This window comes from Syntrophorhabdaceae bacterium, from assembly GCA_035541755.1.
Lineage (GTDB): Bacteria > Desulfobacterota > Syntrophorhabdia > Syntrophorhabdales > Syntrophorhabdaceae > PNOF01.
Window position 1 is genome coordinate 1 of the sequence record DATKMQ010000019.1, and the last position, 13,878, is coordinate 13,878.

12 protein-coding genes and 1 tRNA gene are annotated in these 13,878 nt (G+C 48.6%); 12 read left to right on the forward strand and 1 reads right to left on the reverse strand.

Annotation, left to right across the window (positions count from 1 at the left end):
• The first annotated feature begins 163 nt into the window (after positions 1–163).
• Both VMT62_01365 and VMT62_01370 read left to right on the forward strand, forming a co-directional pair.
• Entirely contained in the window at positions 164–745 is a 582-nt protein-coding gene (locus VMT62_01365; protein HVN95053.1) for a hypothetical protein, read from the forward strand.
• Positions 746–952: 207 nt separating this feature from the next.
• Positions 953–2,131, forward strand: a complete 1,179-nt coding sequence (locus tag VMT62_01370) for a tyrosine-type recombinase/integrase (protein ID HVN95054.1) — start codon at positions 953–955, stop codon at positions 2,129–2,131.
• 2 nt (positions 2,132–2,133) lie between these two features.
• Here VMT62_01370 and VMT62_01375 read toward each other — a convergent pair.
• Positions 2,134–2,227: transfer RNA gene (locus VMT62_01375), tRNA-Ser, on the reverse strand.
• A gap of 572 nt (positions 2,228–2,799) precedes the next feature.
• Between VMT62_01375 and VMT62_01380 the strand changes: the two genes are divergently transcribed.
• From VMT62_01380 to rpoD, 10 genes are all read left to right on the forward strand, one after another.
• Positions 2,800–3,327, forward strand: a complete 528-nt coding sequence (locus tag VMT62_01380; GenBank protein HVN95055.1) for a crossover junction endodeoxyribonuclease RuvC — start codon at positions 2,800–2,802, stop codon at positions 3,325–3,327.
• The gene (gene ruvA, locus VMT62_01385; GenBank protein ID HVN95056.1) at positions 3,324–3,938 is read left to right on the forward strand and encodes a Holliday junction branch migration protein RuvA; all 615 of its coding nucleotides are present in this window, start codon (positions 3,324–3,326) and stop codon (positions 3,936–3,938) included. Before VMT62_01380 ends, ruvA begins: the two co-directional genes overlap by 4 nt.
• Positions 3,935–4,996, forward strand: a complete 1,062-nt coding sequence (gene ruvB, locus VMT62_01390) for a Holliday junction branch migration DNA helicase RuvB (protein ID HVN95057.1) — start codon at positions 3,935–3,937, stop codon at positions 4,994–4,996. The genes ruvA and ruvB overlap by 4 nt, the downstream gene beginning before the upstream one ends.
• Positions 4,997–5,083: 87 nt before the next feature.
• Positions 5,084–6,373, forward strand: coding sequence for an adenylosuccinate synthase (locus VMT62_01395; GenBank protein HVN95058.1), 1,290 nt, complete (start codon positions 5,084–5,086; stop codon positions 6,371–6,373).
• A 205-nt stretch (positions 6,374–6,578) separates the two neighbouring features.
• The gene (locus tag VMT62_01400; protein ID HVN95059.1) at positions 6,579–7,271 is read left to right on the forward strand and encodes a glycosyl hydrolase 108 family protein; all 693 of its coding nucleotides are present in this window, start codon (positions 6,579–6,581) and stop codon (positions 7,269–7,271) included.
• 257 nt (positions 7,272–7,528) lie between these two features.
• Complete coding sequence (rpsU, locus tag VMT62_01405) at positions 7,529–7,738, forward strand: 30S ribosomal protein S21 (protein HVN95060.1); 210 nt, start codon at positions 7,529–7,531, stop codon at positions 7,736–7,738.
• 9 nt (positions 7,739–7,747) lie between these two features.
• The gene (locus tag VMT62_01410; protein ID HVN95061.1) at positions 7,748–8,197 is read left to right on the forward strand and encodes a GatB/YqeY domain-containing protein; all 450 of its coding nucleotides are present in this window, start codon (positions 7,748–7,750) and stop codon (positions 8,195–8,197) included.
• Between the two features lie 15 nt (positions 8,198–8,212).
• Positions 8,213–10,501 carry an endonuclease MutS2 gene (locus tag VMT62_01415; GenBank protein ID HVN95062.1) on the forward strand — a complete coding sequence of 763 codons (2,289 nt, stop codon included), beginning with the start codon at positions 8,213–8,215 and terminating at the stop codon, positions 10,499–10,501.
• A complete protein-coding gene (gene dnaG / locus VMT62_01420) occupies positions 10,501–12,213 on the forward strand; it encodes a DNA primase (protein HVN95063.1) in 1,713 nt (570 codons plus the stop codon). Before VMT62_01415 ends, dnaG begins: the two co-directional genes overlap by 1 nt.
• Before the next feature lie 10 nt (positions 12,214–12,223).
• Positions 12,224–13,771: an RNA polymerase sigma factor RpoD gene (gene rpoD, locus VMT62_01425; protein ID HVN95064.1), complete on the forward strand. Its 1,548-nt coding sequence runs from the start codon at positions 12,224–12,226 to the stop codon at positions 13,769–13,771.
• The last annotated feature ends 107 nt before the right edge of the window (positions 13,772–13,878 follow it).

Here is a 13,878-nt window from a genome sequence, read left to right on the forward strand (position 1 = left end):
CCATATCATGCGTATCTTCTTCCCAAACGGTTACAGCATTTCGGACACGTATCAAAGGGCGCAGGATCTAAGTGCCCAATGCGAGCTGTAAAATTATAGAAAGGTGGCGGTTGACCGCCCCATACACCGGGACGCTGAATAAAATACAAGGAGGAAACAGAGAATGAAAGCAGCAGAAAAAAGCATGGACATGGCAAAGGAATTTGCGCCAGCAAACGAGATCAAGGCGAAGCTTTCCGCGGCGCAAGGAAGACTCACTGCGATCCAGGCTCGCATCGGCGATCAGGAGGCAAAGATAGCGAGCCTTTCAGAGCTCATCGAGGCCGTACGCACGAAAAAGGCAGCCTGCATAGATGCGATAGCTGGCGGTGCGGGTAACCACGAAAACCTCGAGAAATTGCGACGCGAACTGCAGCAAAAGACCAGCGAAGTGGCAGATGAAGTCGAAATTCTCGCCGCATTGAGGAGGGCGGAAGAGCCTTTACAAAAAGAGGTAGGGACTTTGTCGGCCGAGCTAATCCCTGCATACAGAGAAGCATGGTACCGCGTGGCCGTCTCCCGTTCTGAAAGAGTCCGAACCTTGGTTGGTGATGAGATACTGACAATCTTTGCCGCTATCCAGCTCGCCGGCGGATCGGTGGGCGTCCCTCCTGGCACCCTCGCCACGATCTTTTACCCAGATGGCTGGCATTATATGGAGGTGACCGACAGGATGGGGGTCCTGCGCACTGAAAACGGAATATAAAAAGGGGTTGCCGTGCTTCCGGGCAGTGGCGCCAATCGCGGTCGATGAGTACCGCAGTGAACATTGGACGCCCCGCCCGGAAGGCAAATTTTTTCGAAAAGCGCTCCTCCCTATCATCTACCAAAAAAAAGCCGGGAGATTAAGACATTGACATCGTCCGCCACAAATTCTAAACTTCCTTCAAATACCTTGGAGGGAGGGTTCACGATGAAAGGCGGGATCTTCTGTAATGCTTGTTCGAAGGCCATGCATAAGCAGCAATGCATATGTGGTAAAATTTACTGCTACATCAAATACTACCATGAGGGTAGGGCTTATTATGTCAGAAAAGGCCACAATCAACAGTCGCTCACGTACAAGGAAGCCGTCGACAAGCTGGCCTCTATCACCCTAGCTATACGAAACCCCCGCAAGGCTTTTGATCCCATTAACTATAACGACGAAAGCGCCCTCAAAAGAAAATTCAGCACCCAGATCGCGCTCTGGCTCGCCGAGCAAGGGAAAAAGAAAAAGGCCAACGAGATGAAGCCTTCCTATTTTAATAGCCTCAGATCGTACGACCGGATGCACTTCAAACGGCTCTATCGTTTCGAGATGCAGGAGATCGGGAAGCGTGAAATATCAAACTTCAAAGACTCTATGCAGCATCTTAAAGCGAAAACCAGAAAAAATGTTATGTCTGCTCTGCACGCGTTTTTTACTTGGTTTGCGGACCAGGTCATTGAGAACGATCTCATCCCCGACTATGAAGTGCCCAGCTTTCCAAAAATCAGGGGCAGAGATTCCCGGGTGACGCGGGCGCTTTCGCGGGAAGCGCAGGAAGCTCACCTTCAGGAGGTCCCGGAAAGACACAGGGATATCTTTAGATTCGCCATGCTCGTCGGATGCAGGCGCAGCGAGGTCACAGCATACAAGGTGAAAGATGTGGACCTTGAAAATGGTATGATCCTTACAGAGCGGGCCTGGAGTGGTAACGAGATCGGCACACCCAAAAATGGCGAAGCCGCGTGGAAGGTTCTCTTCGATGATAGCTATGAAATCGCCAAGAAACATATGCAAGGCAAAACGAAGGAACAGTGGCTTTTTATCAACCCGGACACCGGGAATCATTACCTACCAAACAAAATTGACAAATTATGGTCTGCGACCACATCAGAGGTAAAATTTCATGAGGCCACGCGCCACAGTTTTGCGACGCGGTTACTTGAAGAGGGGCTCTCTGCCTCGGATGTCCTCGCCCTCGGAAGTTGGAAGGACATGCAAAGCATGAAACCTTATTCTCATGTCAATATAATGAATATAAAAGCTCGAGTTGTGGACATGCGGAATTCATACCGGACTCATACCGTGGTTAAAACTCGTAAGTTATTGAAAAATAAGGATTAATATGGCGGAGAGGGTGGGATTCGAACCCACGGTACGCGGATTAGGCGTACAGCCGATTTCGAGTCGGCCCCGTTATGACCACTTCGGTACCTCTCCTCTCTCTGAAGAACTTTCTTAATAAGGCTTCGCTCTCGTGTTGCAGAACGCCGCCGGTGACATCGACCTTGTGATTCAACCGAAGATCGTTGGCGTTTATCAGCGATCCGAAGGCGCCACGCTTTGAATCGAAACAACCGAATACCACTCGCTTGATTCTCGATTCTATGATAGCGCCCGCACACATGAGACAGGGTTCTTTGGTAACGTAGAGAGTGTAGCCATTCAACCTGAAGTTGCCGAGAATATTCGAGGCCGCTTCAACCGCGAGGACCTCGGCATGAGCCGTAGGATTGTTGAGCGTTCGTGTGAGGTTGTGCGCCCTCGAGACTATGGTGTGGTCATCGGCCACTACGAGCGCTCCCACGGGCACTTCATTTTTGTCGTATGCGCGCCGGGCTTCTTCCAGGCACATTGCCATAATCGACTGTTCGTCCATGCCTTCAAGTATACTTATAACGCGAGGTGAAATCAACGGAATGATGCGCGAGCGACGGAAAGAAGTTTTTCCGATCGGGCCATTTGCAATATAGTTTACAAAAGAGTCGCAAGCCTGTTATGATGAATGAAACATGCGGTCCGAAAAGAAGAGCCGTTCTTTGAGACAGCACATGATTATACTGGGCATTGATCCCGGCCTCGCGAGCACCGGCTTCGGAGCAATTGTGTGCGCAGCGAAGGGGCCGTTGCTTTTCAAATGCGGCCACATCAAGACAGCACCCGGTAATTCCGTCGCAAACCGATTGTTTCAAATTCACAGGGATATGGAGCGACTGATAGACGCAACCAGACCCGCGCTTGTAGCCATAGAAAATGTGTTTTCGCTGGTGAGATACCCTAAGGCCGGTATTTTGCTCGGCGGAGTTTTAGGGGCGCTCTATCTCACGGTATGCCAGCACAATATAAGACTTGTCGAAATAAGCCCAAAGGAAGTGAAGAATGCGCTCGTGGGGTTTGGAGGGGCGAACAAGAGTCAGGTCAAGGAAACCGTTCAGAGATTGCTCGGAACCGATGGCATAAGATCCTTTCACGCAGCGGACGCACTTGCGGTTGCTTTAACCGCCTACTACAGAAATTCGATGTGGAGTGATGAGAGATGATATCGTATCTTGAAGGCAAGCTCAAAGATGTCTCTGATGAGAGACTCATGCTCCTCGTGGGAGGCGTGGGATATGATATTTTGATCCCCGCTTACGCGATGAATGAAATCAGGAGAACGAAGAAGCAAGAGGAAGATCTGGTTCTGCACATCTTTTTTCACCAGACAGAGAGGCAACCCAAACCCATCCTTGTGGGATTCAAGAACGAACTCGATAAGGAATTCTTTGAACTTTTCATTTCCGTCGAGGATATCGGTCCGATGGCGGCCATCAAGGCTTTGACACGGCCCATTCGTGAGATAGCCCGTTTTATCGAGGAAAAGGATGTGAAATCCTTGAAGCAGTTGAGGGGTATCGGAGAAAGAAAGGCGGAGAAGATCGTCGCAACCCTCAAGGGAAAAGTCGCAAAATACGCCTTGATGCCGGAAGTGGTATTGCCGGGTTCAGTTGCGGAAGACTTCAAAAAGGAGGTCGAGCATGTTATGATTACGCAGCTCGGCCATAAAGCGCTTGAAGCAAGAATAATGATTGAAGAGGCCATGAAAAGAAATCCCGCCATAAGTTCTTCCGAGGAACTGTTCGAAGAAGTGTATAGGGGCCAGAAGAGATGATAGAGGAAGAAAAGACCGGCAGCCTTCCCGAATTGTATGAAAAAGAAGAGGCTTCCGATCAGGAGATGACCGTAACGCTCAGGCCCAAGCAGCTCGCCGAATACATCGGTCAGGATAAGGTGGTTGAGACGCTAAAGATCGCCATTGAGGCTGCCCTTCAGCGTGGAGAACCTCTTGAGCACATTCTATTCAACGGACCCCCGGGTCTCGGAAAAACAACACTGGCGCACATTATCGCCCACGAGATGGGAACACGTATCGTCACATCCTCAGGGCCTGCTTTGGAGAAAGGTGGAGACCTCATGGGACTGCTCACCCATCTGGAGAAAGGCGACATCTTTTTCATCGACGAAATCCATCGCATCCCTAAGGTCGTTGAAGAGTTCCTCTATCCAGCCATGGAAGACTTCGCGGTAGATTTTATTTTCGACAAGGGCATACACGCACGCACTCACAGATACAGACTCGAACAGTTTACGCTCATCGGTGCTACAACGAGATCCGGTTTGCTTTCTTCACCTCTGAGGGAGCGATTCGGCATCGTGAGGGACCTGGATTTTTACAGTGAGGCCGATCTCGTCCGCATTATTAAGCGATCCGCATCAATCCTCGGAATTACTATCGATGAAAAAGGGGCTTACGAGACTGCGAGAAGGGCGCGGGGTACGCCGCGCGTCGCCAACAGGCTTTTGAAGAGGGTCCGCGACTATGCCCAGGTAAAGGCAAAAGGACACATCACGCAGGAAGTGGCGGTTGATGCGCTGACCCTTGAGGGTATTGACGAATGCGGTCTTGGTGATGTAGATAGAAAATTGCTCCAGACAATAATTCTTAACTACAAAGGCGGGCCCGTGGGGATTGAAGCTATTGCGGCCACGCTTCAGCTGGAATCCGATGTGCTCATCGAGGTTGTGGAACCCTATTTGTTGAAAATGGGGTTCGTCATCAGGACATCACAGGGAAGACGGGCCTCGGAGAAGGCCTTCGAACACCTTAATCTGCCCTTCAAGCAAAAACCCGACAGACCCGGTCTGTTTGACAGTACGGAAGTACACTAGACGACTACCTTTGATTCTTCTTGATTTTCAAACCTGAGGTATATTAGAAGATATAGACATTAATAGACAAAGGCAGAGAGGACGATAATGGCGAATGTAGGTGTGGTCGGGGTTCAGTGGGGCGACGAAGGCAAGGGTAAAGTAATAGATTTTTTGAGCGGCTATGCCGATGTTATCGTCCGGTTTCAGGGAGGCGCGAACGCAGGCCATACCATAGTCATCGGCGATGAGAAAGTCGTCCTCCACCTTATTCCGTCAGGCATTCTCCACGAAGGCAAGTACTGCGTTATCGGCAACGGCGTCGTGCTTGATCCCGAAGTCCTCGAAAAGGAGATGACGGAGCTCAAGAAGCTTGGCCATTTGAAGGACGACAAGAAGTTTCTCATAAGCGGTCTTACGCACCTCATTATGCCGTATCACAAAAAACTCGACGCCTTGAAAGAGTCCAAAGGCGTAAGAAAGATAGGCACAACGGGACGGGGTATCGGGCCGGCTTACGAAGACAGAACAAGCAGAATGGGCATACGTGTTGTCGATCTCCTCAATAAAAGGGTGTTTCGCGAAAAGGTCAAAGAGAACCTCGCGATAAAGAATTTTATGATCCGCCGTTACTACAAAGAGGAAGGTTTCAAGCTGACCGATATTCTGAAGCAATATGATGGTTATCGAAAGCTTCTCAAAAGACATACCATCGACGTGGTCAGTTTTCTTGATACGTGTGCACAAAAAAAGAGATCCGTGCTTTTCGAAGGCGCGCAGGGCACCTTTCTCGATGTCGATCATGGCACCTACCCGTACGTAACGTCGTCGAATACCATATCGGGTAATATCTCTGCAGGTTCCGGTGTCCCTCCGACCGGGATCGATTACATTCTCGGTATCTGTAAAGCCTACACCACAAGGGTGGGAGAGGGTCCATTTCCTACTGAGCTTGCCGGGCCTGAAGGCGAACTCATGAGAAAGATTGGCGATGAATATGGCGCGACCACGGGCCGACCCAGAAGATGCGGATGGTTTGATGCGGTGCTCGCGAGACGTTCTATACGATTAAACGGCTTAAATGGTGTGGCTATCATGAAACTCGATGTTCTTGATGGTTTCGATAAGATCAAGATATGCACGGGATACAAAATCGGAAGAAAATATCGTACGGAACCCCCCATGGACATAACCGATTACTATGGGTGTGAGCCGCAGTATGAAGAGGTGGACGGATGGAACACGTCCATAAAGAACATCAAATCATACGAAGACCTTCCGGCCAACGCAAAGGGATATTTGAAAAGGATTGAAGAGCTCGTGTGCGTCCGGATTGACATGATCTCCACCGGTCCCGAGCGGACAAGTACTATCATCCGACATAACCCGTTTCGGTAAGACTTTTTTTTAAGCCGTCCCGTCAGTATTCCGACAGATCCACCCCACCTCAGGCTGTCTCGCCTATCAACCTGTTTTTGCGATAAGCCGCCCAACGCGCGTGTGCCAAGGAAATGTGCTAAGGGGCAACATAGCTGGCATGGATGTTGCATTGCATATTCCGGAATGGGTGAATAACGTTCCATGATCCTTGAAAGGGGTACGGATGCCTTCATACTTAGATCTTGTTGAACAGGCGGTCATGCTTCAAGAGATGCGCGCCGGCCAGAGAAATAGAAACTTAAGTGTCAATACGCCGAATGTCTCCTTCAATGACATCTTTTCTCAATCTCTGAAGCAGATTGAAAAGACCGGTGCGCCCACTTCCCAAGGCGTTGCGGGAATTGACCTGTCACCACCCGCTGATGATGCGGAGAAGTTCAAGAAGAGCCTTGCTTTTGTGCTCGAAAAAGAGGGGAGCAAACTGGTCCACGAGGACGGCGCAAGCGGAGAGTCGTCAAAGTACGGCATACTTCAGTCTACTGCACGCGCGTTCGGATACAAGGGAAATATGAAGGACATGACAAGAGATGCCGCCGAAAAGATTTATAAAAAACTTTGGGAGCTGTCGGGTTCGAGATCTTTGTCTTTCCCACTTGCCATTGTGCACTTTGACACATATGTGAATAGTCCGGGCATGGCAAAAAAACTGCTTGAAAGATCAAAAGGCAACATCGATACGTACCTGAAGCTGCGAGAACAGCGTTATGTCAAACTCGCGTCGGCTAAACCTGACGTATATGGAAAATACCTACAGGGATGGAAGAACAGGATAAAGGGATTGCGCGCCGTGGCGACCCAATACGCGAAGGCAAATAACTTTACGAGTGATCTTATCTATCCATCGAAGAAAGGCTAGGATAGCGCCGTCAAGAGCAGGATACGTTGCATTTGCCGCACTGGTGTGAACAGAACAATTCGATTTACAGGTAAACGGATAAATAAGTTACAAGACATCGCTCATCCGGTCTCTCGATTTTGTCTCGGATATTAAGGTGGATAAAGCCGTTCGATTACGTATAAATGTGTTGACTTCGGCTTCCATTTTAGGTTTTAATAAGAAGCTTAGTTATGCAGTTTATTCTTTAATGGCGATATGGAGGGAGGGAGAGATGAATGCCAGCAGTTATTATAAGAGAAGGAGAGTCCTTCGAGAGCGCCCTCAAGAGGTTTAAGAAGCAGTGCGAAAAGACGGGAATTCTTTCTGAGATAAAGAAGAGAGAGCACTACGAGAAGCCAAGCGTAAAGAGGAAGAAGAAGATACTCGCTGCGAAGAAAAGGGCTTTGAAGAAACTCAAAAGAACGGCGGATAAAGGTCTGTATTAAGACGGATACATGGACTATAAAGCCAAGATCTCAGAGAGTTTAAAAGAGGCTTTAAAGAATAGGGACGCCGTGAGGGTATCCGTGTTGAGGATGCTCCTGGCAGCGATAAAGAACAAGGAAGTCGAGAAGATCAGAAGTTTGTCTGATGACGAGTTCTTTGCTATCGTAAAAACGTCCGTCAAGCAACATCATGATTCCATCGAAAGTTTCAAACAGGGACGACGGCTCGACCTTGTAGAAAAGGAAGAGAAGGAAGTCGTCATCCTTAACGAATATTTGCCCTCACAACTAACTGAAGAAGAGATAACACGGGAAATAGGACAGGCGATCGCGACAGTAGATGCGAAAAGCCAGAAAGACATGGGGAAGGTTATTAAACTCCTCATGGAAAAATTTCCAGGGAGGGTTGACGGAAAAGTGCTTAGCGGAATGGTGCTTAAAAGACTATCGTCTCAATAGGTAGTCAAGCCCGGCATGGTCGACAAGACATTATCGTACCTCGATTATCTCAAACTCGTAGAGATTATTTTTCATTTTTCATCGACCCCCTTCATCGACGACTCGATACATCAACTTAAACCTCTCTCGAATAAAACTGATATAGAAGAAAGACAGGACCGTATTGAAGCCATTCTCGAGGTGATCAAATGGGATGGCAAGATACCCCTTGGGGACATTCCCGACATACGGGACGTTCTGAAACGGATCTCCGTGGGGGACTCCATTCTTGAGGCCCAGGACTTCATTCTGGTGACCGGTTTTGTGCGTGCATCTGAGGACATCCTTGCTTTCTTAAAAAAGGCATACAACAAGAAAGCCTTTGTGATAGAGACCCAGAACAGCATTAAGCAGCTGCCCCTTCTTTTCAAGAAGATTTCACGGGCAATCAATCCCGAAGGGTTTATCGAGGACAGCGCCTCATACGAGCTGTCGCAAATCAGAACGGAGCTTTTTTCGTTCCGGGAAAAGATGAAGAGACATCTCGAGAAGATCATGGAAAAAGAGAGTGTGAGGCCGCTGCTCCAGGATTCATACATTTCTCTTCGCAACAACAGATATGTGATACCTTTGAAGCCGAATTTCAACGAGGCGCTCCAGGGTATAGTCCATGATTATTCCCATTCGTTGAAAACCTCCTTTGTCGAACCGGTGGAGTGCGTTGAGCTCAACAACTCCATTAACGTTCTCGTCAACGAAGAGAAGGAGGAAGAAAAGAAGGTATTGAAAGACCTCACCGATTTCGTGAGAGGGTTCAGAAGAGAGCTCGAAGCTAATCTCTCAGCCTTAAAAGAGCTTGATCTTTATCATTCCGTCGCGCTTTTCAGTCTTGAGTTCCGTTGCGTAAGACCTCAAATCGGAGAAGAGGGTTTCATGGAGATCAAAGACGCCGTGAACCCCTTTATCATACTTTCCAAGAGGAATAAGGCCGTACCGATTGACATTGCTATAGCGGCCGATAAACGTGCGATGATCATAAGCGGTCCCAATGCGGGAGGCAAAACGGCCGCATTAAAAACCATAGGGCTTCTCTGCCTCATGGCCAAAGCCGGTCTTTTCGTTCCTGCTTCGGGCACACCAATCCTTCCGCTCTTCTCCAATGTCTTTGCGCTCATCGGCGATGAACAGGATATTGCCATGGAATTAAGCAGCTTCACCGCCCACATGTATGCCATCAAGGAACTCTACAAACAAACCGCCGGCAACGAACTCATTCTCATCGATGAGATAGGCGGGGGTACTGAACCGCAGGAGGCATCAGCTCTGGCAATGGGAATTATCGATGCTCTTGTAGAAAAAGGGTGCAAGGTTGTGGTAACAACGCATCTCAACCTCATTAAGGCCTACGGTTACACAAAACCCTTTGCCATGAACGTGGCTACGGCCTTCGATTCGGACGCAATGAAACCTCTCTACAAGCTCGTTTATGGGACCGCCGGTTACAGTAACGCAATTCAGGTGGCGAAGAATATCGACGTGCCTTACGAGATCATTGAAAAGAGTCGCGCCTATCTCGGAAATCAGGAATTTATGCTCAATGACCTCATCACAAGCCTGGAGCAAGAGAAAAGAGTAGCGGGCGAACAACGGGAAGAGTTGATGAAATTACGGGCGGAAGCAAAAACAAGGCTCGCCCTTATTAAAGAGAGCCGCGACGAATACTTGAAAAAAGTCGATGAAAGATGTAACAGCCGGTTAGCGGAACTGGAGATGGAGATTGATAAGATAAGAAAAGAGATTGCAAAGAAAGAAAGGATCATAATAGCAACAAGCAGGAAACGTGTGGAGGATTTGAGGCAAAGGTTCGGGAGTGAAATTCACAAGAAGCAGGCCGATATTCACGTCGGCGACTATGTGCGCGTAAAGACCCTCGGAGGCAGCGGATATGTGGTCGATATGGATGAGAGGGGTGATACATACGAAGTGGTCATCGGCAACGTGCGCACGAAGCTGAAGAGAATTTTCATAGAAAAGACCACCGGGGAAAAGCACACTATCGGCAGGGCTCAAGACGAAGTCCACGTAGAAACGATAAACGAATCAGAATTGAACCTCATGGGCATGAGGGTAGAAGAGGCGCTTACCACCTTAGACAGGTTTCTCGACAGGGCGATCGTCGAAGGCATCCCTCGGGTGAGGATTCTTCACGGGATAGGCACAGGAAAACTCATGCAGGCGATTCGGGAGCACCTCACGGGTGCAAAGCACATCAGGGCGCTGCATAGGGATGAGCGAAATAGTGGCATAACGATTGTGGAGTTTTAATGAAGTCGACCCTTGACGAACTGCTTCAGAGAGCCAACATACTCGATGTAGTTTCTCAGTATGTAAAGCTCAAAAAGGCAGGTAAGGATTACGCGGGTCTGTGTCCTTTTCACAAGGAAAAAACTCCGTCGTTCACCGTGAGCGTTGAAAAGCAGATGTTTTATTGCTTCAGCTGTCGTGAGGGGGGCAACGCAATCAACTTTCTCATGAAATATGAAAGCTTGAGTTTCCAGGAAGCCGTGGAAAACCTTGCCAGACAATACGGGGTGCAGATAGAGAAGCGGGATAGCGGAAGGAGAACCGGTTCGTTCGATGCGCTGTCAAAGCTCGCAGAATACTATCAACGGAATCTGAAGAATTCGAAAGTGGCCGTGCAATATCTGAAAAACAGAGGCATAGGCATCGATACGATTGACGAGTTTCAGCTCGGATACAGTGACAAGACCTCGGGCAACCTCAAGGGGTTCTTAAAACTAAGCGGGGTTCCGAATGATATTTTTCTGAGCACGGGCATTGTCAGAATGAAGGACACAGAACTCTACGACATGTTCCGTGGACGTATTATCATACCTATTCTTGACGTAAATAAGCGTGTCATAGGGTTCGGGGGAAGAACCATGGAAAAAGACGGTTTCCCCAAATATGTTAATTCGCCGGAGTCTTCCGTCTTTTCTAAACGGACGGCACTTTTTGGTATAGACAAGACACGGAAAGAGATTTCTGAGAAGAATGAAGTTTTCATCGTCGAGGGATATTTTGATTTTATATCACTCTACATGAACGGCTTCAAGAATATCGCCGCGACCCTTGGTACTTCCGTGACCGAGCTGCAGGTATCGAAACTGAGAAATTACACGGAGAACATCACGCTCATGCTCGACGGGGATGAAGCGGGCGTAAAAAGTGCCTTGAGACTCATCGAGATGTTTGCCGAGATGGAAGTGAACGGAAGCATGGTGGTTCTGCCCGAAGGACACGATCCGGACAGTTTGGTGCGAAAAGAAGGGATCGAGCGGGTCTACGAAGCGACTGCAAAGAAGAAACCTATCCTCGATTACTATGTTGATTATTACGCGGCGAAATTGGGCGTCAAGACGCCTGAGAGCAAAATGGCGCTCATCAGGGCTTCCTTCCCTTATATCAAGGCCATACGGAACAGTGTAACCAGAAGACTGTATATCAAAAGACTCTCTGAATTGACGGGAGTTGAAGAACATCATTTTGCAGGTCCGGAGCGTCAAGCGCCCACGGGACTGGCAGAAAAAAGTGGTGAATCAAAAGGCATCATAGAAAAGAAGGTAATCAATGCCTGTGTAGCCAATCCGTATTTATTGGAATCTTTCAGAGAAAAGGAGGTGTTACGCTACATAAAAGATGAACACGTGCGAGAGGTCCTTTCCAGGATGTTGGCCTATGTCGAGAAGAAAGAGCCGTTTGAATTGCAGAGGTTTGTTCAGATGCTTGACGACGAATCGTTGAGGAGTTTCGTACTCGATGCGACGTTCGATTCTGTTTCATTCTCGGAAGACGAATCAGAAAAGGTGCTCTTCGATTATTTCAGTTATGTTGAAAGGCAGTTCCTGAGAGAAGAGTTGAAGAGACTTACGGAGAAGATTTCCGCGGCAGAAAAAAGAGGCGACGAGCGGGAGATAGTGAAATTGCAAAAGGAGAAGGGGCAGGTTTTGGCTTCTATGAAAAAACAATCCTTATAGCGAGGTGACCATGCCTGAAAAAGCAAGAAGACTGTATCCTTACGATGAGAGCCTGGAAAACAAAGAACTCTACACGCTTATTTCCACGGGCGAGAAACAGGACAACATGCTTGACGAAATCGAACTTTTTGAGGTGGAGGCGGATAGCGATATCGGTCTTATTGAAACAGGGAACGTTGACGAAGTTCTTGACGGCGCCTTGGAAGAGGTCTACGACGATGAGCTGATCAACCCTATTAAACACTACATCAAAGAAATGGGTGCAATGGCTCTTCTGACACGTCAAGGCGAAAAGGATATCGCTCAGCACATGGAGGAATCGAAGGAGGAAGTCAAACAAGTCATCCTATCTTTTCCGGGAACGGTGAAGGAATTGTTGAAAGCCCTCTCGGCGCTCAAGAGTTCCAGGGCTGACGTCAAAGACATCACGCTGGATGCCGATGACGAGGACGAAGGAGACACGGAGCTTGAATTCCAAAAAGAGCGTGTAATTGCCCTTCTCGAACGATTGAAAAACTCCCATGATCGAATGATGCGTGGGGGTGCACGTAAGAGAGAAGTATGTCAGGAAGAAATAGGAAGGATTATCACGGAAATCAATCTGAGCAGGAAGATCACGGAAAAGATCGTGCTTCGGATGAAACGATCTGTAGACTGGATTGAGAAAATAGAAGCTGAAATCGGGAAAAGCAAGGGCGCGAAAACCAGACAAAAAGGCAAGAACCACCGGCTATTAAGCGCTAGAAGGGCAAAAATTGAACAGGAAATGGGTGTCTGCCTGCCTCAAATGAAAGTTTTTCTCAAGCGGATTGAGAAGGCTGAGGTAATCTTCGCCGAGGCCAAGAATGAACTGGTAAAGGCAAACTTGCGGCTCGTGGTGAGCATCGCCAAGCGATACATGAATAGAGGACTTTCTCTCCTTGATTTGATCCAGGAAGGAAATATAGGACTGATGAAAGCCGTTGACAGGTTCGAATACAGGCGGGGCTACAAGTTCAGCACCTATGCCACTTGGTGGATACGACAAGCCATTACGCGAGCCATCGCCGACCAGGCGAGGACCATACGGATTCCGGTGCACATGATCGAGACGATCAATAAGATTCTCCGCGTTTCCAGGGGACTTGTCCAGGACCTGGGTCGTGAGCCCTATCCTGATGAGATTGCAGAAAAGATTGGTTTCTCAGCAGAAAAGGTGAGAAAGGTGCTGCGCATTACCAAAGAACCCATTTCTCTGGAGACACCGGTGAGCGACGATGAAGACACGCACCTCGCAGATTTCATCGAAGACAAGAATATTCTGACACCTCAGGATTCGGCAATCTATGAGGACCTCGTGGGAAATCTCGACAGGATATTGTCAACGTTGTCGCCGCGGGAAGAGAGAGTGGTGCGCATGAGGTTCGGTCTTGGTGAGAGACACGATCATACGCTCGAGGAGGTCGGTCAGATTTTTGAGGTGACCCGTGAGCGCATACGCCAGATAGAAGCCAAGGCATTGAAGAAGCTCAGACACCCGACGCGGGCAAGACATTTACGGTGTTTTGTGGAGACCTAGAGGATAGATTTTCCGATTTAGGCCTAGTTGTTGTATATAGCGTGGGTGCACCGCTTTTGTTCGGATAAAACGAACAGAAGGGCGTGAGGTTTCCCTCCCTATTTAAG